Source organism: Friedmanniella luteola, from assembly GCF_900105065.1.
GTDB lineage: Bacteria > Actinomycetota > Actinomycetes > Propionibacteriales > Propionibacteriaceae > Microlunatus > Microlunatus luteolus.
Map to the genome: position 1 here is coordinate 1,090,368 of NZ_LT629749.1, position 24,485 is coordinate 1,114,852.

At 74.8% G+C, this 24,485-nt stretch carries 20 protein-coding genes and 1 pseudogene; 18 read left to right on the forward strand and 3 right to left on the reverse strand.

What is annotated here, in order from left to right:
* Positions 1-31 precede the first annotated feature (31 nt).
* Positions 32-961, forward strand: coding sequence for an alpha/beta hydrolase family protein (locus tag BLT72_RS05195; protein WP_197677207.1), 930 nt, complete (start codon positions 32-34; stop codon positions 959-961).
* A 36-nt stretch (positions 962-997) separates the two neighbouring features.
* Here the strand turns inward: BLT72_RS05195 and BLT72_RS05200 are convergent, their stop codons facing one another.
* Genes BLT72_RS05200 through BLT72_RS05210 form a run of 3 tightly spaced genes read right to left on the reverse strand, consistent with a single transcriptional unit; the run spans position 998 to position 5,402 of the window.
* The gene (locus tag BLT72_RS05200) at positions 998-3,217 is read right to left on the reverse strand and encodes a transglutaminase TgpA family protein (protein WP_091410768.1); all 2,220 of its coding nucleotides are present in this window, start codon (positions 3,215-3,217) and stop codon (positions 998-1,000) included.
* Positions 3,217-4,479, reverse strand: coding sequence for a DUF58 domain-containing protein (locus BLT72_RS05205; RefSeq protein ID WP_091410770.1), 1,263 nt, complete (start codon positions 4,477-4,479; stop codon positions 3,217-3,219). The genes BLT72_RS05200 and BLT72_RS05205 overlap by 1 nt, the downstream gene beginning before the upstream one ends.
* Before the next feature lie 2 nt (positions 4,480-4,481).
* A complete protein-coding gene (locus BLT72_RS05210) occupies positions 4,482-5,402 on the reverse strand; it encodes an AAA family ATPase (protein WP_091416768.1) in 921 nt (306 codons plus the stop codon).
* Between the two features lie 344 nt (positions 5,403-5,746).
* On the opposite strand from BLT72_RS05210, the gene mraZ reads away from it, so the two are divergent.
* The 17 genes and pseudogenes from mraZ to BLT72_RS05290 all read left to right on the forward strand — a co-directional run bounded on the left by mraZ (position 5,747) and on the right by BLT72_RS05290 (position 24,270).
* Positions 5,747-6,172, forward strand: a complete 426-nt coding sequence (gene mraZ / locus BLT72_RS05215) for a division/cell wall cluster transcriptional repressor MraZ (protein WP_091416771.1) — start codon at positions 5,747-5,749, stop codon at positions 6,170-6,172.
* 212 nt (positions 6,173-6,384) lie between these two features.
* The gene (locus BLT72_RS22070) at positions 6,385-6,534 is read left to right on the forward strand and encodes a hypothetical protein (RefSeq protein ID WP_157720304.1); all 150 of its coding nucleotides are present in this window, start codon (positions 6,385-6,387) and stop codon (positions 6,532-6,534) included.
* A gap of 13 nt (positions 6,535-6,547) precedes the next feature.
* On the forward strand, positions 6,548-7,549 hold the full coding sequence (rsmH, locus tag BLT72_RS05220; RefSeq protein WP_280949245.1) for a 16S rRNA (cytosine(1402)-N(4))-methyltransferase RsmH: 1,002 nt from the start codon (positions 6,548-6,550) through the stop codon (positions 7,547-7,549).
* On the forward strand, positions 7,546-8,196 hold the full coding sequence (gene ftsL, locus BLT72_RS05225) for a cell division protein FtsL (protein ID WP_091410772.1): 651 nt from the start codon (positions 7,546-7,548) through the stop codon (positions 8,194-8,196). The genes rsmH and ftsL overlap by 4 nt, the downstream gene beginning before the upstream one ends.
* On the forward strand, positions 8,196-10,193 hold the full coding sequence (locus BLT72_RS05230; RefSeq protein ID WP_091410774.1) for a peptidoglycan D,D-transpeptidase FtsI family protein: 1,998 nt from the start codon (positions 8,196-8,198) through the stop codon (positions 10,191-10,193). Before ftsL ends, BLT72_RS05230 begins: the two co-directional genes overlap by 1 nt.
* Entirely contained in the window at positions 10,187-11,797 is a 1,611-nt protein-coding gene (locus BLT72_RS05235) for a UDP-N-acetylmuramoyl-L-alanyl-D-glutamate--2,6-diaminopimelate ligase (protein WP_091410776.1), read from the forward strand. Before BLT72_RS05230 ends, BLT72_RS05235 begins: the two co-directional genes overlap by 7 nt.
* Entirely contained in the window at positions 11,794-13,269 is a 1,476-nt protein-coding gene (locus BLT72_RS05240; protein ID WP_091410778.1) for a UDP-N-acetylmuramoyl-tripeptide--D-alanyl-D-alanine ligase, read from the forward strand. The genes BLT72_RS05235 and BLT72_RS05240 overlap by 4 nt, the downstream gene beginning before the upstream one ends.
* Positions 13,266-14,354: a phospho-N-acetylmuramoyl-pentapeptide-transferase gene (gene mraY / locus BLT72_RS05245; protein WP_091410780.1), complete on the forward strand. Its 1,089-nt coding sequence runs from the start codon at positions 13,266-13,268 to the stop codon at positions 14,352-14,354. Before BLT72_RS05240 ends, mraY begins: the two co-directional genes overlap by 4 nt.
* Positions 14,355-14,436: 82 nt before the next feature.
* On the forward strand, positions 14,437-15,936 hold the full coding sequence (gene murD, locus BLT72_RS05250) for a UDP-N-acetylmuramoyl-L-alanine--D-glutamate ligase (RefSeq protein ID WP_091410783.1): 1,500 nt from the start codon (positions 14,437-14,439) through the stop codon (positions 15,934-15,936).
* A gap of 23 nt (positions 15,937-15,959) precedes the next feature.
* Positions 15,960-17,285, forward strand: coding sequence for a putative lipid II flippase FtsW (gene ftsW / locus BLT72_RS05255; RefSeq protein WP_231930356.1), 1,326 nt, complete (start codon positions 15,960-15,962; stop codon positions 17,283-17,285).
* Positions 17,282-18,385: an undecaprenyldiphospho-muramoylpentapeptide beta-N-acetylglucosaminyltransferase gene (gene murG, locus BLT72_RS05260; protein ID WP_091410785.1), complete on the forward strand. Its 1,104-nt coding sequence runs from the start codon at positions 17,282-17,284 to the stop codon at positions 18,383-18,385. The genes ftsW and murG overlap by 4 nt, the downstream gene beginning before the upstream one ends.
* Positions 18,385-19,833, forward strand: a complete 1,449-nt coding sequence (gene murC, locus BLT72_RS05265; protein WP_091410787.1) for a UDP-N-acetylmuramate--L-alanine ligase — start codon at positions 18,385-18,387, stop codon at positions 19,831-19,833. Before murG ends, murC begins: the two co-directional genes overlap by 1 nt.
* The gene (locus BLT72_RS05270) at positions 19,830-20,591 is read left to right on the forward strand and encodes a cell division protein FtsQ/DivIB (protein WP_091410789.1); all 762 of its coding nucleotides are present in this window, start codon (positions 19,830-19,832) and stop codon (positions 20,589-20,591) included. The genes murC and BLT72_RS05270 overlap by 4 nt, the downstream gene beginning before the upstream one ends.
* 237 nt (positions 20,592-20,828) lie before the next feature.
* Positions 20,829-22,067: a cell division protein FtsZ gene (ftsZ, locus tag BLT72_RS05275; protein ID WP_091410791.1), complete on the forward strand. Its 1,239-nt coding sequence runs from the start codon at positions 20,829-20,831 to the stop codon at positions 22,065-22,067.
* Positions 22,068-22,540: 473 nt separating this feature from the next.
* Positions 22,541-22,825, forward strand: a pseudogene (locus BLT72_RS23475) (cell division protein SepF); the annotation flags it as partial.
* 129 nt (positions 22,826-22,954) lie between these two features.
* Complete coding sequence (locus BLT72_RS05285) at positions 22,955-23,251, forward strand: YggT family protein (RefSeq protein WP_091410795.1); 297 nt, start codon at positions 22,955-22,957, stop codon at positions 23,249-23,251.
* Between the two features lie 110 nt (positions 23,252-23,361).
* A complete protein-coding gene (locus BLT72_RS05290) occupies positions 23,362-24,270 on the forward strand; it encodes a DivIVA domain-containing protein (protein WP_091410797.1) in 909 nt (302 codons plus the stop codon).
* Positions 24,271-24,485: the final 215 nt, after the last annotated feature.

Consider the following 24,485-nt stretch of genomic DNA (forward strand, 5'->3'; position numbering starts at 1 on the left):
GAACCACCCGACGCACCTGCTCCTCGAGCAGGTGCGTCGTCGCGTCTCCGCCCGCGCCCCGGTGACGAGCCGTCGCCGGGTCCTCGGCCTCGGCCTGGCCGGGGTCGGCCCGGCCGCGCTCGGGCTGTCCGCGGGCTGCCGTGCCCGTCCCACCCCGACCGACGAGGAGAGCCCGGTGCCCCGCTACCGCTACGGCGACCACCCCAGCCAGTACGCCGAGCTCAGCCTGCCGGCCGGCACGGGTCGTGTCCCCGTCGTCGTGGTCGTCCACGGCGGCTTCTGGCGGGACGCCTACGACGCCGAGCTGGGTCGCCCGCTGGCCGCCGACCTCGTGCCGCGCGGCTGGGCCGCCCTGGTGGTGGAGTACCGCCGCGTCGGCAGCAGCCCGACCGACGGCGGGGGCGGGTGGCCGCAGACCGCGCTCGACGTCGCCGCCGCCGTCGACGGCTTGGCCGGACCGGGGCAGGAGCGGGCCGGCGGTCGGCTGGACCTGGACCGCGTGGTCGCGCTGGGCCACTCGGCCGGCGGCCAGCTGGCCGGCTGGCTGGCCGCCCGGCCGGGCCTCCCCGCCGGGGCGCCCGGGGCCGGTCCCGCCGTCCGGCTCCGCGGCTTCGTGGCGCAGGCCGGCGTCCTCGACCTGGTGACCGCCGCGCGCGAAGGGGTCGGCGGAGCCGCGGTGCCCGACCTGATGGGGGGCGGTCCGGACGCCCGCGCCGCGGACTACGCGCTGGCCTCGCCGACGGCCCGGCTGCCGCTCGGCGTCCCGTCGGTCTGCGTGCACGGCACCGCCGACAGCACCGTCCCCCACCGGCAGTCGGCGGCCTTCGTCGCCGCGGCGCGGGCGGCCGGCGACGTCAGCGAGCTGCGCTCCTGCGCCGGCGACCACTTCGAGCCCGTCACCGTCGGCAGTGACGCCTGGGCGCTGTGCACGGACGCGCTCGACGGCCTGCTGGCCGGCTGACGAAACGGCGCCGGCGGGAGCTCCACCGAGCCCGGGTCAGGCGTCCGGGTCCTCGCGGCCGGCCCGGCGGAACAGGGAGCGGGGCACCAGCAGCCCCAGCAGCCGGCGCCGGCGACTGAGCGGCGCGACGATGCCGCGGCGGATCTCGTGGGTCAGGGCGGGCAGGGTGGCGGTGTCGGCGTCGAGCGTGCGCGCGTAGCGCGACCGCTCCACCAGGGTGGCCACCTGCCCCATGGCCGCCGACTCCTCGGCGTCCAGCCGGTCCCCGAGCTGGCGGCCGATGGCGTGCGGGGAGCCCGAGGGCCAGGTCCCGCCGTGGTCGAGCACCGTGTCGCGGATCTCGGCCCACGCCGCCTCCACCTGCTCGTCGCCGAGCTGGTCACCGGCGAGCCGGGCACTGCGGCGGCGGAGCCGCACGGTCGCCGGCAGCGCGAGCACCACCAGGGCCAGCAGGCCGATCCCCGAGCCCAGCAGCGTCCGGGCCCAGGGGAAGCCGACGGCCGTGTCCCCGGTGCCCTGCTGGTCGGCCGGCACGTCCTGGGGGGCAGCGGTCGGCGCTGCGGTGCTGGCGCTGGGGGCGGCGGTCGGTTCGGCGCTCGCGGAGTCGCTCGGGTCGTCGGCACCCTGCAGGGTCCACGGCGGGGCCGACCCGGTCACGCTGCCGGGGGTCGGCTCGAAGCGGACCCACCCGTAGCCGGAGAAGTACAGCTCCGGCCAGGCGTGCATGTCGCGGATCGAGACCCGCCAGCTGTTGCCCTCGCGCTGGCCGGGCAGGAAGCCGACGGAGACCCGCGACGGGATGCCGACCACGCGGGCCATCATGGCCATCGACGCCGCGAACTGCTCGCAGTACCCACGCCGGTCGCGGAGCAGGAAGTTCTGCAGGGCCCGGTAGCCGCTGCCCGGCAGCGGCTCCGTGCTGTAGGTGAAGGTGCTGCCGCGCAGGTACGTCTGGATCGCCGCCGCCTGGTCGGCCGGGCTGTCGGCGCCCTCGGTCACCTTCCGGGAGAGGTCGATGAGGTCCTGCGGCAGGTCTTCGGGGATGGCGTCGGTGATGGCGTCGTCCAGCGGGGTGCCGGCGATGGCCCCCTCCAGCTGCTCGCGGCTCGGAGCCAGGTCGACGCTCTGCACGCTGTAGCTGAGGTCGGCCAGCGCCTGCGCCTCGTTCTCGCCGTTCACCACGGTCAGCGAGTTCGCGTCGTAGCGCCAGTCGCCCTCGGCCTGGAAGCTGCGCGGCGCGTAGGGCAGCGGCAGGTACTGGGAGCGGAAGTCCTTGACGGTGATGCGCGTGCTGCGCAGCTCGTCGGGCTGGTCCGTCAGCCCCGGCACCGCGGGCAGGTCCGTGCCGGAGTTCAACCGGATCGGCACGCTGCTCCAGCCGCCGGCGTCGAACTGCGGCAGCGACGCGAGCCGGAGGTAGACCCCGCTGGACTCGCTGGTCTGGTAGGTGATGACCTCCTGGTCCTGCGGCTGGTTCAGGTTGCGCCGCAGGTCCAGGGCGGGGTCGGTCAGCTGCAGCGGTCCGTTCCCGCCCGTCCCGCTGCCGAACCCGAAGCCGGGCAGGCTCAGCGTCGGCAGCAGCCCGCCGAGCAGCAGGGTGCCGACCAGGGCGGGGACGCCGATCAGCGCCGCGGCCCGCCAGACGACCGGGGTGGCGCCGATCGACTCCGCCGTGTCGCGGGAGAGCCCGCGCGTCCAGCGGCCGGAGCTGTTGAGCCCGTCGGCGACGAGGACCCCGAGGTAGCCGAGCGCGACCAGCAGGAAGCTCGTGACGCCGGTGTCGGTCCCGAGCGCGAGGGCGGGCACGAGGAAGAGGGTGGCCGTCGGCGCGATGGCCCAGGCCGGCCGGGCGAGCCCGGCCGCGAGCAGGTCGGTGAGCACGAAGAGCGCGGCCACGATGGTGGCGAAGATCAGCGTCACGCCGTCGTCCGGGTCCATCGGCGTGCCCTGGGTCTGCATGTGCAGCACGCCGCCCTGCCACAGACCGGCGTAGTGCTGGTACCAGGGCAGCCCCAGGCCGGCCATGGTCAGGCTCAGCCCGACGCTGAGCAGCGCCGTGCCGAACAGCTGGGCGGCCAGCACCACCCCGCTGCCCAGCCGGGCCCGGCGGAGCAGGGCGGTGGTCACGCCCAGCACGGCCAGGAAGAACCAGGCCGCACCGAGGTAGGAGAGGTCGGAGGTGAGCGGGGCCAGGGTGAACCCGGCCAGGAAGAGGGCGAGGACGACGGCCAGCGTCATCCGGTCGGTCGCGCGCATCAGACCCCCACCGGTGTGTTCTCCAGGGCGGCCCAGGCGTCGGCCACCCCCATCCCGCGCGGCACCTGCACCACCCGCCACTGGTTCTCGCGGAGGATCCGCGCCGCCAGCTCCTGCTCCTCGCGACGGCGCGGGGAGGCCGGGGTGTCGGCGAAGGTGTCGACGTCCAGCAGCAGCGCCAGGCCCTGGGCCCGGTTGCGCTGCAGCCGCAGCAACCCGTTGGCGTCCTCGGCGTCCAGCCGGCCGAGGACGGCGACCACCAGCTGACCGGGCCGGTCCGCCGCGGCGGACTCGATCGCGTAGTGCAGGCTCGAGGTGATCTTCGGGGTCAGGTCGGTGAGCCGGCTGATCACCGCCTCGGCGGAGGCGGCGCTGTGCTGGCCGAGCACGCTGCTGACGTGCAGGGGGCCGTCGGCCTCGAACACCTCGACGGTGTAGCCCTCGTCGAGGAAGTGCAGGGCCACCGACGCGGCCGCCGAGACCGCCCACTCCAGGGAGCTCTGCAGCCCGGCGCCGGCGTGGGCGGTCGAGCGCGAGTCGAGGATGATGCTGGCGCTGGGGTCCCAGGCCTGCTCCTCGCGGCGCACCATCAGCTGCCCGCGGTGGGCGGTGGAGCGCCAGTGGATGCGGCGGACCTCGTCGCCCTGGCGGTACTCGCGCACCAGCGCGTCGTCCTGGCCCACCACCCCGATCCGGTGCGGCCGGGCCTCACCGGTGCTGCCCCCGCCGCCCGTCGAGCGGATCGGCGAGAGCGGCACGACCTGCGGCGTGACCATCACCTCGCTGGTGGCCACGAACTGTCGGTCGAGCTGGACCAGCCCGAACGGGTCGGTCGTGCGGACCAGCAGGGGGCCGGTGTGGAACCGGCCGCGCACCCGGCCGAGCAGCGGGTACTCGACCTCGCGCCGCCAGCTGAGCCCGGCCTTGTCGACGAGGAAGCGGGGCCGCGGGCCCAGCTCGCGCGGGACGTCGTCCTCGAGCATGAGGATGCCGGCGGGCAGCCGGCCGTCCTGGCCCAGCGTGATCCGGCCGCGCATCGGCGAGCCGAGCGGGACCTGGGACGGTTCGACGGAGCGCTCGCAGGAGAGCCGGAGCCGCGCGCGGGAGACCAGCAGGGCGGCGACGAGCGGCAGCGCCAGCACCAGCAGCGCCAGCCGCATCACGTCGCGCTGCCCGGCGACCATCGCGGTGAGCAGGGCGAGCACGCCCACGACGACGAACAGCCGGCCGCGGGCGGTGAGGAGGCGCCAGGGGCGGCCCACGGTCAGCGCCGGTCCGGCAGGTGCACCGAGGAGATGGCCTGGGCGATGATGTCGGTCACCGTGCGCCGGGCCAGCTGGGCATCGGTGGAGGGCAGCACCCGGTGGGCCAGCACGGCGACCCCGAGGGCGGCCACGTCGTCGGGGGTGACGTAGTCCCGGCCGGCCAGCGCGGCGTAGGCGCGGGTGGCCCGGAGCAGCTGCAGGGTGGCGCGCGGCGAGGCGCCCAACCGGAGCTCGCGCGAGCTGCGGGTCGCGTTCACCACCTGCACGAGGTACTGCTTGACCGCCGGGCTGACGTAGACCGTCTTGACGGCGTCGATCAGGCCCCGCAGCGTCTCGGCGTCGGTGACGGGGGTGAGCGCGGCGAGCGGGTCGGTGGTGCCGTGCGAGTCGAGCATGTCGAGCTCGGCCGTCGGGGTGGGGTAGCCCATCTGGATGCGGGCCATGAAGCGGTCGCGCTGCGCCTCGGGGAGGGGGTAGGTGCCCTCCATCTCGATGGGGTTCTGGGTGGCCACCACCATGAACGGCGCCTCGAGCAGGTAGGTCGTCCCGTCGACGCTGACCTGCCGCTCCTCCATCGACTCCAGCAGCGCGGACTGCGTCTTCGGCGAGGCGCGGTTGATCTCGTCGCCCACCACGATGTTGGCGAAGATGCCGCCGGGCTTGAACTCGAAGTCGCGCGTCTCCTGGTTGAAGATCGAGACGCCGGTGATGTCGGAGGGGAGCAGGTCCGGGGTGAACTGCACCCGGCGGACCGAGCAGGCGATCGAACGTCCGAGGGCCTTGGCCAGCATCGTCTTGCCGACCCCGGGGACGTCCTCCACGAGGAGGTGGCCCTCGGCCAGCAGGACCACCAGGGCGAGGTCGACCGAGGCCCGCTTGCCCTCGATGACGCTCTCGATGGCCGACCGGACCTCGCCCATGACGCTGACGACGTCTCCCAGGGAGTACGTCGTCGTCACGTCGTCGAGGTCGGTGTTCTCGTAGCTCAGACTCACTCTGCCTCCGTCCGGACCGGGACGTGGCCGGGGTGGGTCCCCCGGTCGTCGCTGTCCCCGCGCCCGCGCGCAGCCCGGTGGCCGTGTCGCGGTCGTCGTCATCGTATGCGCCGACGGGAAGGAGTGGCGCCCGTTCCTCCGGCCCCCGCGTGCTACCCGCTCGGGGGGTGCGGACACGCTCCGGGGTTGCCAGGGGAGCGCCTGGAGGTCAAAGTGGAGCGAAGTGGAGTAGAGTGGCGGAAAGTGGAGCGAAGGGTGGGTGAGTGGCGGTGTTCCTCGGCACGCACACCCCGAAGCTCGACGAGAAAGGACGACTGATCCTTCCGGCGAAGTTCCGAGACGAGCTGGCGGACGGCCTGGTGATCACGCGGTTCCAGGAGCGCTGCCTGGCGATCTGGCCGATCGCGACGTTCGTCGAGGTGGCCCAGTCGGTGCGGGGGACGTCGTCCAGCCAGCAGGTCCGGGACTACCAGCGCATGCTCGCGTCGGGAGCCTCGGACGAGACGCCGGACAAGCAGGGGCGGATCACCATCCCGCCGCACCTGCGGGCCTACGCGTCGCTGGAGAAGGACTGCGTGGTGGTGGGGGCCATCAACCGGGTGGAGGTGTGGGACGCCGCCGCCTGGGAGCAGTACGCGAACGCCAAGGAGTCGGCGTTCGCCGACCTGGACGAGGGCGTCTTCCCCGGCGCCTGAGCCCCGCTCCCAGCAGGACAGCACGACCCGGCAGCACAGCACCACCAGCAGGACGGCACGACGAGCACGGCAGCACCGAGCACGCGACGCGTGCGCAGAGGCTTCAACCCGAGCGTCCGACTCCCTGGCGCACCTTCCCCGGTGCCAGGTAGTGACGCTCGGACCTCGGGTTGAAACCCCTGCGCACGGATCGCGCGAACTGAAGGGTCGAGATGGCGCAGTCCGAGATCGAGGACGTCCCGAGCACGGACCGGCGCGTCCGGCACGCGGCCCGCGACGGCCTGTCGGCGGCCGCGGTGTCCCTCGCCGGCTCGGTGGCCCTGACCCTCGCCCTGGCGCTGGTCCTCCGGTGGGTCGGATGAGCCGGGGTCGCCGGTGAGCGCGGCCGGCCCCGTCCACGTCCCCGTGATGCTGGAGGAGATCCTCGCGCTGCTGACGCCGGCCCTCGAGCCCACCCCGGAGCACCCGCACCCCGTCCTGGTCGACGGCACCCTCGGCCTGGCCGGGCACGCGTCCGCCCTCCTCGAGGCGTGCCCGCAGGCCCACCTGGTCGGGCTGGACCGTGATCCCGAGGCGCTGGCCCGGGCGCGGGAGCGGCTGGCCCCGTTCGCCGACCGCGTCACCCTCGTCGAGGCGGTCTACGACGAGCTGCCGGCGGTGCTGGCCGGGCTCGGCCGGCCGCGGGTGCAGGCGGTGCTGCTGGACCTGGGGCTGTCCTCCCTGCAGATCGACGACCCCGCCCGCGGCTTCGCCTACGCCCAGGACGCGCCGCTGGACATGCGGATGGGCCGCCAGGAGCTCACCGCGGCCGAGGTGCTCAACACCTACAGCGCGCCCGCGCTGGCCACCGTGCTGCGCCGCTACGGCGAGGAGCGCTTCGCCGACCGGATCGCCCGCCGGGTGGTCAGCGAGCGCGAGCGCGAGCCGTTCACCACCTCGGCGCGGCTGGTCGAGCTGCTCTACGCGGCCATCCCGGCCGCGACCCGCAAGACGGGCGGGCACCCCGCCAAGCGCACCTTCCAGGCGCTGCGGATCGAGGTCAACGGCGAGCTCGCCGCCCTGGAGTCCGTGCTGCCCAGCGCCGTGGCCGCCCTCGCCGTCGGCGGCCGCATCGCCGTCCTGGCCTACCACTCGCTGGAGGACCGGCCGGTCAAGCAGGTGCTCGCGGCCGCCGCCAGCGACCGCGCCCCGCGCGACCTGCCCGTCGTGCCGGCCGGCCTCGGACCCGAGCTCCGGCTGCTCACCCGCGGCGCCGTCCGGCCCGGCGAGGCCGAGTCCGCCACCAACCCGCGAGCCGCCTCGGCGCGGCTCCGGGCCGCCGTACGCATCGACGAGCCCGGCGGCCTGCGCCGGGCCCGACAGGAGGTAGGCGCATGAGCGCGTTGTGGGCACCCGTTGACGATCCCCGGGAGACCCAGGCCGGCGGTCGTCGCGACCCGGGTCTGCGGGCCGTCGGACGACCGGCGCCGCGGCTGTCCCGCGCGCCTTTCCTGCTCGTGCTGATCGCCGTGTTCGGCTTGGGCATGGCCGGTCTGCTGATGTTGAACACCACCCTGCAGAACCAGGCGTTCTCCTCGCGGGCGCTGGACCGCCAGGCGACCGAGCTGGCCTACACCCAGGCCGACCTCGAGAGCCAGATCGACGTGCTGACCGCACCGCCGGAGCTGGCCCGCCAGGCCTCCGCGCTGGGCATGCGGCCCAACCCCTACCCGGCCCTCCTCGAGCTGCCCAGCGGCGACGTGATCGGTGACCCGCGGCCGGTGGCGGGCGGTGAGGTGCCGAGCATGGTCATCAAGACCCCGGCCGAGGTCGCCGCCGAGAAGGCCGCGGCCAGGGCCAAGGCGAAGGCCGACGCCGCGAAGGCCGAGGCGAAGGCGGAGCGGGCGGCCGCCGAGGCCGCGGCCGAGAAGAAGGCGGCCGAGAAGAAGGCGGCCGAGAAGAAGGCGGCCGCGGACCAGGAGGCGGCGAAGAAGGAGAAGGCCGCCGAGAAGCCACGCGGGCAGGACGAGGAGGGGCAGGGCTGATGGCCGAGCGCCGACCGCACCCCACCGCAGCCGGCCGCGCGCCCCGGCACCCCGCCACCAGCCAGCGGACCGCGACCCCCGGTGCCCGCGGCGGCGCCCCCCGCCCGGCCGCCGCCCGGGCCGACGCACGCTCCGAGCGCCCCGTCCGCCGCCCCCAGGACGACCGTCGGGCGCCCGCGACCCGCCGCTCCGCCGGAGGTCGTCCCGGCGCCCGGCCCAGCAGTCGCAGGGGTGGCCCGCCGGCGCCCCCGCGCACTCCGCTGCGGTTGCCGCTGGCGTCCTCCCCGCGCCGGTTGCACGCCGTGCTCATCGTCATCGCCGTCGGCCTGTCGCTCTGCGGCGGCCGGCTGCTGCAGCTGCAGGGCTTCGACTCCGCGGCCTACGCCGCGACCTCGGCGGACCTGCTGACCCGCAAGCTGCCCCTGCTGCCCTCGCGGGGCACCATCACCGACCGGAACGGCGAGGTGCTGGCCTCCACCCAGCCCGCCGTCGCGGTGACCGCTGACCCGACGCTGACGACCCCCCGGGCCGCGGAGATCGCCGACGTGCTGAGCGGCTACCTGCAGATGCCGGCGGCCGACCTCGTACCGCTGCTGACCAAGCCCGACACCCACTTCGTCTACCTGAAGAAGAAGGTCCCGGCCCTCACCTACAGCGCCCTGTCGTCGGCGCTGGCGCAGAAGGGCGTCTACGGCGTCTTCCGGGAGAGCGACCCGATCCGCACCTACCCGGCCGGCACGGTGGGCTCGTCGGTGGTCGGCTTCGTCGGGGCCGACGGCAAGGGCCTGGCCGGCATGGAGCTGGAGCTGGACCGCGAGCTGGCCGGCGTCGAGGGCACCGAGACCTACGAGAGCGCGCCGAACGGCAGCCGGATCCCGCTGGGGGAGAGCTCCACCACCCCGGCCCAGAACGGCGTCGACGTGCAGCTGACGCTCGACTCCGAGCTGCAGTTCATGGCCCAGCAGCGGCTGGCGGCGCAGGTGCAGAAGATGGGCGCCGACTCCGGCTTCGCCATCACCCTCGACGTGAAGACCGGCCAGGTGCTGGTGCTGGCCAACGCGCCGACCTTCAACTCCGCGGCGCCGCAGAAGGCCGACGCGGACGACCGCGGCAACCGCGCCGTGCTGGCGCCCTACGAGCCCGGCAGCGTGGAGAAGGTGCTGACCTCGGCGGCGCTGATCGACTCGGGCACCGCGAACCCGGCCACCAGGGTCGAGATCCCGGGCCGGCTGCCGTCCGGTGGCGCCTCGATCAAGGACCACTTCGTGCACGGCGACATCCGCCTCAACATGCGCGGCATCATCGCCAACTCCTCGAACATCGGCACGGCGCTGCTGACCCGCCAGCTCGACAAGCAGACCCTGCACGACTACCTCGCCAGCTTCGGGCTGGGCCGCCCGACCGGCATCGAGGTGCCCGGCGAGGCCTCGGGCATCCTGCCCGGCGGGGACATGAGCGACTCCCAGCGCGACCAGATCGCCTTCGGCCAGGCGCTGTCGGTGTCCGGGATCCAGGAGGCCGCGGCGATCGCCGGCATCGTCAACGACGGCGTCTACAACCCGCCGACGCTCGTCAAGCAGAAGACCGACGCGGCCGGCGCCGTCCTGCCGAACCCGCAGGAGGCGCCGCGGCGGGTCATCTCCAGCGCCAGCTCGGCCGCCGTCCGCGACCTGATGGCCTCGGTCACCGACAGCCCCAACGGGGTGCAGAACCTGCGGCTGGACGCCTACACCAGCGGCGGCAAGACCGGCACGGCCCAGCGGGCCGACCCGAAGTGCGGCTGCTACCGCGGCTACGTCACGTCCTACGTGGGCTTCGCCCCCCTGGACGACCCCCGGCTGCTGACCTACGTCGTGCTGACCAACCCGCGCAACGGCGACACCGGCACCAGCGTCGCCACACCCGTCTTCAAGGACATCATGAACCAGGCGCTGCCGCGCTACTCGGTGGCGCCGGACGGCGACACGAAGCGCAAGGCGCTGCCGACGGAATGGTGAGGGACACCGGGACGCTCGGTAGCGTCGGGGCCGTGCCACCCGTCCCGACTCTGCGTCCCCGCCTCGGCCGGCCGCTGCCCCTGCGCGCGCTGGCCGCCGAGCTGGGGGAGGAGCCGCGGCTGGTGGCGCCGGCCGGCGCCGACCCCGCGGTCACCGGCATCACCCTGGACTCCCGGCTGGTCCTGCCGGGCGACCTGTACGTCGCCCTGCCCGGCCAGCACCACCACGGCGCGGCGTTCTCCGCCGCCGCGCGGGCCGCCGGAGCCGTCGCCGTGCTGACCGACCCCGCCGGCCGGGCCGACGCCGAGGCGGCCGGGCTGCCGGTGCTGGTCACGGCCCGCGCCCGGCCGCTGATGGCGCACGCCGCGGCCGCGGTCTACGGGCACCCCGCCGAGCGGCTCACCATGCACGCCGTCACCGGCACCAACGGCAAGACGACCACCACGTTCCTGCTCGACGCGGCGCTCCGGGCCGCGGGGCACCGGGTGGGCACGGTCGGCACCATCGGCTTCCTCCTCGACGGCCGACCGCTGCCCGCCGGCCGGACCACCATCACCACGCCGGAGTCGCCGGAGCTGCAGGCCCTGCTCGCCCACCTGCTGGAGGCCGGCGCGGACAGCGTCGCGATGGAGGTGTCCTCGCACGCCCTGGTCCTGGGCCGGGCCGACGCCATCACCTTCGACGTCGCCGCCTTCACCAACCTCGGCCGGGACCACCTCGACTTCCACGGCGACGAGGAGTCCTACTTCGCCGCCAAGGCCCAGCTGTTCACCCCGGAGCGGACGCGGCAGGTCGTCCTCAGCGTCGACGACGCGGGTGGTCGTCGGATGCTCGACCAGGTCCGCCGCACCCCGGAGCTCACCCTGCGCACGGTCAGCCTGTCCGACCCGGACGCCGACTACCTGCTGCTCGACGCGCGCCCGGCTCCCGACGGCCGCACCGCCGTCACCGCCCGCGCCGACGGGCGCCGGCTCGACCTGGTGCTGCCGCTGCCGGGCGACTTCAACGTGCGGAACGCCCTGACGGCGCTGGCCATGGTCGCCCTGGCCGGCGGCGACGTGGCCGCGGCCGCCGCCGGCCTGGCCGACGTCGACGTGCCGGGCCGGATGCAGCGGGTCGCGCTGGGTCCCGGCGCCCCCACCGTCGTCGTCGACTTCGCCCACACGCCGCAGGCCGTCGCCGCCGCCCTCGGTGCGGTCCGCGACCGGCGGGTGGTCGCCGTCCTCGGCTGCGGCGGCGACCGCGACCCGGCCAAGCGGCGCCCCATGGGTGAGGCCGCGGCCCGGGGGGCCGCCGTCGTCGTGGTCACCGACGACAACCCGCGCTCGGAGGACCCGGCCGCCATCCGCGCCGAGGTGCTGGCGGGCGCGCGCGCCGCCGGCGGCCCGGCGGAGGTCCACGACGGCGGCGACCGCGCGTCGGCCATCCGGCTCGCCCTGTCGCTGGCCGGCCCCGACGACGTGGTGGCCGTGCTCGGCAAGGGCCACGAGACCGGCCAGGAGGTCGCGGGCACCGTGCTGCCCTTCGCCGACGCCGACGTGGCCCGCGCGGCCTGGGCCGCGCTCGGCGGCCCGCCCGCCGCCCCCGCCGGAGGTCCGCGGTGATCGGGCTGAGCGTCGCCGAGGTCGCCGAGGTCGTCGGCGCCGAGCTGACCGCCGGGGACCCGGACGCCCTCGTCACCTCCGTGGTCGCGGACTCCCGCGCCGTCGTCCCCGGTGCGCTGTTCGTCGCGCTGGCCGGCTCGCGCGTGGACGGCCACGACCTCGTCGTCAGCTCGTGGCGGGGCGGTGCCGTCGCGGCGCTGACCGGCCGGGACGTGCCGCCCGCCCCCTGCCTGCCCGTCGACGACCAGGTCACCGCGCTCGGCCGGGTGGCCCGCCGGGTGGTCGACCGCGGCGTCGCGGGCGGCCTGCAGGTCGTCGGCATCACCGGGTCGCAGGGCAAGACCTCCACCAAGGACCTGCTGGCGCAGGTGCTCGAGGGCGTCGGGCCCACGGTCGCCCCGGTCGGCAACCTCAACAACGAGCTGGGCGTGCCGCTGACCGTCTGCCGGGTCGAGCCGGGGACCCGCTTCCTCGTGGCCGAGCTGGGCGCCCGTGGGGTCGGGCACATCGCCTACCTGTGCGACGTCGTCGCGCCCCGGGTCGGGGTGGTGCTCAACGTCGGCCAGGCGCACGTCGGCGAGTTCGGCGGCCAGGACGCCATCGCCCGCGCCAAGGGGGAGCTGGTCGAGGCGCTGCCCGCCACCGGCGTGGCCGTCCTCAACGCCGAAGACCCGCGGGTCTGGGCCATGCGCTCCCGCACCGTCGCCCCGGTGCTGGCCTTCGCCGGCTCCGGCGGCCCACCGCCCCCCGGCGGGCCGGCGCTGTGGGCCGAGGACCTGACCGCCGACCGGCTCGGCCGCCACGCCTTCGCCCTGCACGCACGGGACGCCGCCGGCGCCACCGCGGCCGCCCCGGTGGTGCTGCGGCTGACCGGCCGGCACCAGGTGCCCAACGCGGTGGCCGCCGCCGCGGCGGCCGTGGCCCTCGGGCTGCCGCTGGACGTCGTCGCCGCCGCGCTGAGCGCGGCCGGCCCCCGTTCCCGCTGGCGGATGGAGCTGCACGAGCGCGCCGACGGCGTCGTGGTGGTCAACGACAGCTACAACGCCAACCCCGACTCCATGCGGGCCGCGGTGGGCACCCTGGTCGAGCTGGGCCGCTCCACCGGCGGCCGCACCGTCGCCGTCGTGGGCGACATGCTCGAGCTCGGCGACAGCGCCGAGGCCGAGCACGCCGACCTCGGGCGGCACCTCGCCGAGCACCAGGTCGGCCGCGTGCTGGCCCTCGGCGAGCACGCCGGCACCGTCGTCCGGGCCGCCGTGGAGGCCGGGCTCCCGCCCGGCGCCGCGACCGCCCCGCAGGACAAGGAGGAGGCCCTCGCCGTCCTCCGGGCCGAGCTCGGTCCCGGCGACGTGGTGCTGGTGAAGGCGTCCCGTGGCTTAGCCTTGGACACCGTGGCCGAGGCCCTCGTCGCTCCCGACGCGGTCCCCGGCGCGCTCGAGCACCCGTCCGCCGCCAGTGAGGAACCCGCGTGAAGACCATCGTTTTCGCGGGCTCGCTCGCCCTCCTGGGCACCCTGCTGGGCACGCGGCTCGCCATCACGCTGCTGGTCAAGAAGGGCTACGGCCAGCTGATCCGCGACGACGGGCCCACCACCCACCACGTCAAGCGCGGCACCCCGACGATGGGCGGGTTGGTCATCATCGCCGCCGTCCTGGTCGCCTACTTCGGCGCGCACCTGCTCACCTGGACGCTCCCGTCGGCCTCGGCCCTGCTGGTGCTGTTCCTGTTCACCGGCCTCGGCGTCGTCGGCTTCCTCGACGACTACATCAAGATCAGCAAGCAGCGCTCGCTCGGCCTGCGCAGCAAGGCCAAGATCATCGGCCAGTCGGTCGTCGCGATCATCTTCGCCCTGCTCGCCCTCCAGTTCCCCGACGAGCGGGGCGTCACCCCGGCCTCACCGGCGATCTCGTTCCTGCGCGACATCAAGGGCCTGGACGCGCTGCCGGTGGTGGTCGTCGTGCTGTGGGTGATGCTGCTGATCGCCGCGGCCAGCAACGGCGTCAACCTCACCGACGGGCTCGACGGCCTCGCCGCCGGCACCTGCGTGATGATCTTCGGCGCCTACGCCCTCATCAACATCTGGCAGTACAACCAGTCCTGCGCCTACACGGCCTCCGCCGGACCCAAGTGCTACGAGGTGCGCGACCCCTACGACCTCGCGGTGGTGGCGATCGCCCTGGCCGGCGCCTGCTTCGGGTTCCTCTGGTGGAACGCCGAGCCGGCCAAGATCTTCATGGGCGACACCGGCTCGCTGTCCCTGGGCGGCGCGCTCGCCGGCATGGCCATCTTCACCCGCACCGAGCTGCTGCTGCTGATCATCGGCGGCCTGCTGGTGATCGAGGTCGGGTCGGTCATCCTGCAGACCAGCTACTTCAAGCTGACCCGGCGGATGTACGGCACGCCGCGGCGGCTGTTCAAGATGACCCCGTTCCACCACCACTTCGAGCTGCTCAACTGGGCCCAGGTGACCATCGTCATGCGTTTCTGGATCATCGCCGGGCTCTTCGTCTCCGGTGGGCTCGGCCTGTTCTACGCGGAGTGGGTGGCCGGGACATGAGGTCTCCTGGGTCGTCACGGGGGGCGAGGACCGTCGGACCGCTCCCGAGCGGCGCGAGGGCCGAGATGGTCGGGGTCGTCGCATGACCCGGCCGGGTTGGCTCCCCGCTGCGGACGGGGCGTCGCCCTGGGAGCAGGCGCACGTCGTCGTCGCCGGGATCGGGGTGTCGGGGTTCGCCGCGGCCGACGGGCTGCTGCAGTTCGGCGCCCGGGTGACCGTGCTCGACGAGCGGGCCGACGAGGTCGGCACCGACAAGGGTGCGCTGCTGGAGGTGCTCGGCGGGACGGTCCGGCTGGGGCCCGGCTCGACGGCGGCGCTGCCCGAGGACGCCGACCTGGTCATCACCACGGGCTGGGCGCCCGGCAACCCGCTGCTCGTGGCGGCCGCCGCGCGGGACGTGCCGATCTGGAGCGAGGTCGAGCTGGCCTGGCGGCTGAGCCGTCCCGCCAAGGTCATCCCCTGGCTGGGCGTGACCGGCACCAACGGCAAGACCACCACCACGCAGATGCTCGAGGCGATGCTCGCCGCCTCGGGGCTGCGGACGGCGGCGGTCGGCAACATCGGCCGTCCGATCATGGAGATCGTCCTCGACCCCGAGCCCTACGACGTGCTGGCGGTCGAGCTGTCCAGCCACCAGCTGCACTGGTCGAACTCCCTGGCCCTGCACTCGGCGGCCGTCCTCAACCTGCAGCCCGACCACCTCGAGTGGCACGGCTCCTTCGAGGCCTACGCCGCGGCGAAGGCCTCGATCTACGAGCGCGTCTCCACCAGCTGCGTCTACAACGTGCAGGACCCGGCCACCGAGCGGATGGTCGAGGACGCCGAGGTGGTGGAGGGCGCCCGCGCCATCGGTTTCACGCTCGGCACGCCCGCACCCTCGATGCTCGGCGTCGTCGACGACCTGCTGGTCGACCGGGCGTTCATCGAGCAGCGCCGGGACTCGGCGCTGGAGCTGGCCAAGCTGTCCGACATCTCCCCGCTGGCCCCGCACAACGTCGCCAACGCGCTGGCCGCCGCCGCGCTGGCCCGCTCGTTCGGGGTGCTGCCGCTGGCCGTCCGCGACGGGCTGCGCAGCGTCACCCTGGGCTCGCACAAGATCCAGACCGTGACCGAGCGGGACGGGATCCGCTGGGTCGACGACTCCAAGGCCACCAACCCCCACGCGGCGGACGCGGCGCTGCGGGCGTTCGGCTCCACCACCCCGGACGACCCGGCCGGCAAGGTGGTCTGGATCGCCGGCGGGCAGGCCAAGGGGACCAGCTTCGACGAGCTCGTGACCGCGCACGCCGGCCGGCTGCGCGCTGCCGTGCTGCTCGGCGTCGACCGCGACGTGATCGCCGGGGCGCTGGCTCGACACGCCCCCGATGTCCCCGTCGAGATGATCGGGGCCACCGACACTGGTGCCATGGTGCAGGCCGTCACGGCGGCTGCCTCGATGGCTCGGCCCGGTGACACGGTGCTGCTCGCCCCGGGGTGCGCCAGCAAGGACATGTACACCGACTACGCCGCGCGCGGCCACGCGTTCGTCCGGGCGATCCGGCACCTGACCTCCGGGTCGGGCGGGACGGGTGGCGCGGCGTAGGCGAGCACGAAGGAGCAGCAGGCGTGGCGACAACAGTTCCCTCCCGGGGTGGCGTTCCGGCCCCCCGCACCGCGGGGACGCCGCGCAGCTCCGTCAAGCGGGAGCGGCTCGCCACCGGCCGCCGCAGTGCCGGCGCCCTGCACGAGACGCTCGGCTGGCTCCGCGCGGTGCTCGACCGGCCGCTGACCAGCTACCACCTCGTCCTCGCCTCGGTCTCCCTGCTGCTCGTCCTCGGGCTGATGATGGTGCTGTCGGCGTCCAGCGTCAGCGCCTACCTCAACGAGGGCGACTCCTACTACTACGTCAAGCGGCAGGCGATCTTCCTCGTCGCCGGGCTGGTCGCCGCCGTCGTGATCGCCCGCCTGCCGCTCGGCACCCTGCGGATGCTCGGCTGGGCCGGCGTCGGTCTCGCGGCCGTGCTGCTGACCCTCACCTACACCGGGCTGGGCAAGACCATCAACGGCAACCGGAACTGGCTCTACCTGGGGTCGGAGTCGTTCTCCATCCAGCCGGCCGAGTTCGCGAAGCTGGCCATGATCGTGTGGGGCGCGGACGTGCTGGCGCGCAAGCAGCGGCTGCTCGACCAGCCCAAGCACCTGCTGGTGCCCTACCTGCCGGTCTGCGGGCTGCTCATCCTGCTCGTCGTCTTCCAGGGCGACGCCGGCACGGCCGTGGTGATGGCCGGGATCGTCGCCGGGGTGCTGTGGATCGTCGGGGCCCCGCTCCGCGTCCTCGGCGCGCTGGCCGGCGTCGGCGTCCTCGGGGTGGTCGGCCTCTTCGCCTCCAGCCCCAACCGGATGCGCCGGCTGGCCGCCTTCCTCGACCCGACCGCCGACCTGGGCGGGGCCAACGACCAGTCGCAGGCCGGCATGTACGCCATCGCCTCGGGCGGCTGGTGGGGCGTCGGCCTGGGCGCCAGCCGGCAGAAGTGGGGGAGCCTGCCCGAGGCGCACACCGACTTCATCTTCGCCGTGCTCGGTGAGGAGTTCGGGCTGTTCGGCAGCCTCGTCGTGCTCGGGCTGTTCCTCGTCCTCGGCTACGCCGGCGTGCGGATCGCCACCCGCTCCGACGAGCCCTTCGCCCGCTACGCCGCCGGAGGGGTCACCGCCTGGTTCATGATCCAGGCGCTGATCAACCTGGCCGTCGTGCTGCGGCTGGTCCCGATCGCCGGGGTGCCGCTGCCCCTGGTGTCCTACGGCGGCTCGGCACTGGTGGCCAACCTGCTGGCCGTCGGCGTGCTGCTGGCCTGCGCGCGCCGGGAGCCCGGGGCCCGCGCCCTGCTGGCCCAGCGGCCCGAGCGGCACCGCCCGCGGGTGAGCACCGTCGTCGGCTCGCGGGGTCCCCGGTGACCTCCGCCGCGCCCTCGGTCGTCCTCGCGGGCGGCGGGACCTCCGGGCACACCTCGCCGCTGATCGCGACCGCCGCCGAGCTCGAGCGGCTGCGGCCCGGCGTCAGGGTCACCGCCGTGGGCACGGCCCGCGGGCTCGAGACCCGGGTCGTACCCGCCGCTGGCCTGACCCTCGAGCTCATCCCGCCCGTCCCGCTGCCCCGCCGGCCCGGCGTCGACCAGGCCCTGGTCGGCGTCCGGCTCTGGCAGGCCGTGGCCGCGGCCGTCACCCTGCTCCGGCGGGTCGAGGCCGACGTCGTGCTCGGGTTCGGCGGCTACGTCTCCACCCCGGTGTACCTGGCCGCCCGCCGGCTGGGCCTGCCGATCGTGCTGCACGAGCAGAACGCGGTGCCGGGGCTGGCCAACAAGCTGGCCGCCCGGCTCACCCGGCACGTGTACACCGCCTTCCCGGACACCCCGCTGCCGCACGCCCGCTACCTGGGCCTGCCGCTGCGGCGGGGGATCACCGAGCTGGACCGCGCGGCCGCGCGCTCCGACGCCCGCAGCCGGGCCGGGCTGGACCCCGAGCGGACGACGCTGCTGGTCAGCGGCGGTTCGCAGGGTGCGGCGAGCATCAACCGCGCCGTGCTCGGCGCCCGCGACTCCCTGCTGGCCGCGGGCATCCAGGTGCTGCACGTGCTGGGGCCGAAGAACCTGACCGACGAGACCCGGCCGACGGTCGACCTCGCCACCGGCGCGGGCTACCACCCCGTCGGCTACGTCGACGCCATGGAGGACGCCTACGCGGCCGCGGACCTGATGCTCGGGCGCTGCGGGGCCAGCACGGTGCTGGAGACCGCCGTGGTCGGCCTGCCCGCCGTGTTCGTGCCCTACCCGCACGGCAACGGTGAGCAGGCTCGCAACGCGGCCCTCGTCGTCGACGCGGGGGGCGGCCTGCTGCTGCCCGACGCCGCGTGCACGGCGACGTGGGTCGCCCGGACGGTGCCGGCCCTGCTGGCCGACGCCGCGCGGCTGCGCGGGATGACGGACGCCCTCCGCGGCGTTGCCCGGGTGGACGCCGCGTCGCAGCTGGCGCGCAGAACCCTGGAGGTGGTGGCCTGATGGCGCTGGTGGAACCGGTCGAGCTGGTGCCGGCCCAGGAGCTGGGTCCGGTGCACTTCATCGCCATCGGCGGGTCCGGGATGAACGGCATCGCCTCGATGCTGGTCCAGCTGGGCGTCGAGGTGAGCGGCAGCGACCGCAACGACTCCGCCTACCTGCGCTCGCTGGAGGCGGCCGGCGCCCGGGTGCACGTGGGCCACGCGGCCGAGCAGCTGGGCGACGCGCGCACCGTCGTCGCCTCCTCCGCCATCCGGCCCGAGAACCCGGAGCTCGCCGAGGCCCGGCGCCGGGGGCTGCGGGTGCTGCACCGCAGCGCCGCCCTCGGCTCGCTGATGCTCGGCCGCCGCGGGGTCGCCGTCGCCGGCACCCACGGCAAGACGACGACGACGGGCATGCTCGCGCACGTCCTCACCGGCTGCGGGCTCGACCCGTCCTTCGTCATCGGCGGCGCCCTGACGGGCACCAAGACGGGCGGCCACCTCGGCGGCGGCGACGTCATGGTGGTCGAGGCCGACGAGAGCGACGGCTCGTTCCTGCAGTACCCGGCCGAGGTGGCCGTCGTCACCAACGTCGACGCCGACCACCTCAGCAACTGGGGGACCGCGGAGCACTACGCCGACGGCTTCCTGCGCTTCGCGACCGGCCCGGCCGTCCGGCTGCTCGTGGTGAGCGCTGACGACCCGGGCGCGGTCCTGCTGACCGAGCGCGTCCGCCGCGCCCAGGCCGACGGCCGGGCCCCGGAGGGGCTGGAGGTCGTCACCTTCGGCGTGTCGCCGGACGCCGACGTGCGGATCGCGGGCACCGCCTTCGCCGGCACCGGCTCCCAGTTCAGCCTGCACCGGCGGGGGGCGGGCGGTCCCGTGGCGATGGCCGTGCCCGGTCACTACAACGTGCTGAACGCCGCCGCCACCTACGCCGTCGCCACCTGGCTGGGCGCCGACGAGGCCCGGGTCCGGACCGAGCTCGGCGGCTACGCGGGCACCAACCGCCGCTTCCAGCTGGTCGGCACCGTCGACGGCGTCCGGGTCTACGACGACTACGCCCACCACCCGACCGAGGTGCACCACACCCTGGTCGCGGCGCGGACGGGGGTGGGGGAGCACGGCCGGGTCGTCGTCTGCTTCCAGCCCCACCTCTACACCCGGACCCGGGACTTCTGGCCCCAGCTGGCCGCGGCCCTCGAGCTGGCCGACGAGGCCGTCGTGATGGACGTCTGCGGCGACCGGGAGGACCCCATCGCCGGCGTCGACGGGGCCCTCGTCGCCGACGCCGTCAGCCCGGGCACGGCGCACGTCACCTACGTGCCCGACTGGGACGCGGCGGCGCCGACGGTCGCCGCCCTCGCCCGGCCGGGCGACCTGGTCATCACCGTCGGCTGCGGGGACGTCACGAAGGTGGCCCCGCAGATCGTCGCCCAGCTGGAGCAGCGCGCAGGAGGAGGCCGATGAGCCCGACCGCCACCGGGACCCCGGCCCGGCCGTCCAGCCCGCCGACCCCACGGCCCCGGCCCGACCTGCGGCGCGAGCTCGACCGGCGCCGGGCCACCCGACGGCGGCTGGTGGCCGCCGGGGTGGTGGCCCTGGTCGTGGTCCTCGCCGGCGTGCTGGTGTGGCTGGTCACCGCCTCGTCCGTGCTCGCGGCCCGGGAGGTCACCGTCACCGGGCAGCGCGAGCTGACCGAGACCCAGGTGCGCGACGCCGTCGCCGTCCCGCTCGGTGTGCCGCTGGCCCGCCAGGACGTGGACGCCATCGCCCGCCGGGCCACCACGCTGCCGCAGGTCGCCTCGGCCACCGTGGAGCGCCGCTGGCCGCACACCGTCGAGGTGGCGGTCGTCGAGCGCGAGCCGCTGCTCGCGATCCGGCAGCCGGACGGTTTCGCCCTGGTCGACCTCCGCGGCGTCGCCTACGAGACGCGGTCCGCGGTGCCCGACGGGGTGCTGCGCGCCGACGCCGACCCGGGCGCCGTGCCCCTGCTCACCGACCTCGCCGTGGTCGCCGAGTCGCTGCCCACGGAGCTGCGCGACGACGTGCAGCGGATCCGGGCGACCTCCGCCGACGACATCGTGCTGGAGCTGCGGTCGGGGACCACCGTCCGCTGGGGTGACGCGCGGGAGTCCCCGCTCAAGGCGCAGATCGTCGACGCGCTCCGCACGAAGACCACCCGCACCATCGACGTCTCGGCCCCGCACACGCCCGCCGTCCGCTGAGCCGCGGGAGCGTCCTGCGCGAGCGGGCGTGAAGGTATACCTCAGGTCGAGCATTCGGGGCGTTTTGGCGGATGCCGGGCGTGTCTGGCGCCTGCGGGTGGACAGCCGCCCGCCGGTCTCGGATAGCCTCGTGCCACGCCGGTCCGTCCGTCCCAGGCCCCTTCCCCGTTGACTGAAGGTCGAGACTTCTCCGCGCGCCCCCCATGTCGTCAGCACGGAAGTCGAGGCGGAATACCCGTGGTCTCTGCATCACAGAACTACCTGGCCATCATCAAGGTCGTCGGGGTCGGCGGCGGCGGCGTCAACGCCGTCAACCGGATGATCGAGGCCGGACTTCGGGGAGTCGAGTTCATCGCCGTCAACACCGACGCCCAGGCGCTGCTGATGAGCGACGCCGACGTCAAGCTGGACATCGGCCGCGAGCTCACCCGCGGCCTCGGGGCCGGCGCCGACCCGGACAAGGGCCGCCAGGCCGCGGAGGACCACGCCCAGGACATCGAGGACGCGCTGAAGGGCGCCGACATGGTCTTCGTCACCGCCGGCGAGGGGGGTGGGACCGGGACCGGAGGGGCGCCCGTCGTCGCCCGCATCGCCCGCGCCCTCGGCGCCCTGACCATCGGCGTGGTCACCCGGCCGTTCTCCTTCGAGGGCAAGCGCCGCGCCACCCAGGCCGAGTCCGGCATCGCCGGCCTCCGCGAAGAGGTCGACACCCTCATCGTCATCCCGAACGACAAGCTGCTGCAGATGGTCGACCACCAGATCGCCATCCTCGACGCCTTCAAGCAGGCCGACCAGGTGCTGATGCAGGGTGTCTCGGGCATCACCGACCTCATCACCACCCCCGGCCTGATCAACCTGGACTTCGCCGACGTCAAGGCGGTCATGTCCAACGCCGGGTCCGCGCTGATGGGCATCGGCTCGGCCCGGGGCGAGGACCGCGCCCGGGCGGCGGCCGAGATGGCCGTCTCGTCCCCGCTGCTGGAGGCGAGCATCGACGGTGCCCGCGGGGTGCTGCTCTCGATCGCCGGTGGCTCCGACCTCGGCCTGTTCGAGGTCTCGGCCGCGGCCAACCTGATCCAGGCCGCCGCGCACGAGGACGCGAACATCATCTTCGGCACGGTCATCGACGACGCCCTCGGCGACGAGGTCAAGGTCACGGTCATCGCGGCGGGCTTCGAGGGCGGCCAGCCGCCGCGCCGGCAGCCGGGCATCAGCCGGAACGCCGACCTCCGACCGAGCGGTCAGGGCGCGCGCCCGGGCGGCGGCCCGGCGCCCACCGCCCCGCAGAACGGCGGTGCCCCGACCCCCGCCCCCGCCCCGCAGCCGGCCCCGGCCGCAGCGCCCGCCGGCCACGCCCCCACCGGCCCCGCCGGTGCACCCGTGTTCCGGCCGACGCCGCAGCAGCAGGCGGCCGCCCCGCGGTCGACCCGTCCGGCCGACGACGACGACCTGGACATCCCCGACTTCATGAAGTGAGCCGGTCGCCCGGCGGCGCGCCCACCCCGGTCCGGCGGACCGGGGTGGACCCGCGTGTCGGGGAGGACCTGGCTCGCTTCGCGGCCACCGGCCGGTAGCGTCGGCGGCAGCGACGCGGGGGACCCGGCCGGCGACGCCGGACCCGTCCCCCACCCGACCGGCCCGCGAGGGCTGGTCCAGCACGAGCACCTTCGAGACGGCAGAGGCAGGACGACCACATGGCGGAGAAACTGAAGCGGGCAGCCGCGTGGCTGGGTCTGGTCACCGACGACCGGTACGCGGACTACGACGACGCCGACGCCACGGAGCGCACCGAGGGCATCAGCCGCGAGGAGCTGCTGGGGGCGCAGGAGAAGCGGCCCGCCAGCGTCACGCCCCTCGAGACCCGGCGCACCACCCCGCCGGCGGCCCACGGCTCCACCCCCGTCTCGATCCCGAGCGCCGCCCCGGCGCCCAACCCGACCCCCCGGACGGCCGACGTGTCCCGCATCATCACCGTCCACCCGCGCACCTACAACGAGGCGCGGACCATCGGCGAGCACTACCGCGACGGCGTCCCGGTGATCATGAACCTGACCGAGATGGAGGACGTGGACGCCAAGCGTCTCGTCGACTTCGCCGCCGGGCTGATCTTCGGCCTGCGCGGCACCATCGAGCGCGTCACCAGCAAGGTGTTCCTGCTGTCCCCGCAGAACGTCACCGTGACCGCCGAGGACAAGGAGCGGATCGCCGCCGGGGGCTTCTTCAACCAGAGCTGAGCCGGCCGCGGCCGGTCCGGTCCGCCCGGCCGGCGCGCACCCGTGCCACCCGTTGCCCGGGGGCCTACCCTGGGAGCAACGGAGTGCCGCTCGACCTCGACTGGCCGTAGCAGAACAGGGTTCCTCACCGTGGTAATCGTCGGATCGCTCATCCTCGTGGTGCTGAGGATCTTCCTCGTGTTCCTCTTCGCGCGGATGATCCTCTCCTGGGTCCCCGTGCTCGTCCGCGACTGGGAGCCCCGCGGCCCCCTCCTCGTGGCCGCCGAGTTCGTCTACTCCGTCACGGACCCCCCGCTGCGCGCCCTGCGCAAGGTGCTGCGCCCCGTCCGGATCGGGACGGTCATGCTCGACCTCGCCTTCATCGGGCTGTTCATCCTGGTGAGCCTGCTGATGCGGGTCGTCGCGCTGGTCTTCTTCGGTCTGTGACCCGGCCGCGCCCGGCGCGGCCCGTTGCTGCGTGATCCCCGGAGCCAGCCGGTAGGGTGACCCGGTTGGGTGAACCTGCCCAGCGCCCCTGTGAGATCGCGAGGTGGACGATGACTCTGTCGTTGGACGACGTGCGCAACAAGCGCTTCCGGATGGCCCGCAAGTCCGGCTACGAGGTCCTGGAGGTCGACGAGTTCGTCGACGAGGTGGAGGCCACCTTCGAGCAGCTGTTCGAGGAGAACCGGAACCTCAAGAAGCAGGTCGAGTCGCTGAAGTCGACCGGCTCGGCCGCCAGCACGCCCGCCGAGGACGCGAAGCCCGTGGTGGCCGAGCGCCAGCCGGCCGCCAGCAGCCCGGCCCCCGGCACGGCTCCCGCGCCGGTCGTCAGCGCCCCCGCGCAGCCCGTCGAGCGGCTCGTCGTCACCGCCAGCAAGGAGGCCAGCTCCGCGGTCGTCCGGCTGGTCGAGCTGTCGACGGACCAGGCCGAGCGGCTGGTGGCCGAGGCCGCCGCCGAGGCCGCCCAGATCCGCGAGCAGGCCTCGACGGCCGCCGCCGAGGAGACGTCCGAGGCCCACGCCCGCGCCCAGAAGGTCGAGACCGAGGCCCGCGCCCACGCCGAGCGGCTGCAGGCCGACGCGCTGGGCCGCGCGGAGTCGCTCGACCGGGAGATCGAGACGCGGCGCACCCAGATGTTCGGGGAGCTGGAGAAGCAGCGCGACGAGCTCACCGCGACCGTGCAGGCGCTCCGCAGCTTCGAGGCGACCTACCGCAGCAACCTCACCCGCCACCTGCAGAGCCAGATCGAGGTGCTCGCCAGCGGCCACGAGGAGCCGGCCGACCCGCCGGCCGCGCTGGACGCCGCCCCGACCGCTCCGCGGACCACCGGTGGCGCGTCCGCCGCCGACGGCGCGGAGCCGGGGGCCGACCCGGCCGCGGACGACGCCCCCACCGCCGGTGGGGGATCGGCCACCAGCAGCGACACCCCGCGCCTGGACGCGCTGCTCGGCGACCAGCGCTGACCCCGGCACGCACACGGCCCGGAACCACGGGCCCTGTGCGCTGCCCGGTGTCCCGCTCAGCAGATTCTTCGCCCTCCGGTGGTCCCGCGGGTCCTCCGGACATTGAGTTGCGGCCGATCACCGCCTACTGTCTCTGCGTCACTCCAACCCTCAGGGGGAACCCCATGTCAACCGCCAAGGCGACCACCGCCGGCGACGGCGCTGCGACCACGACC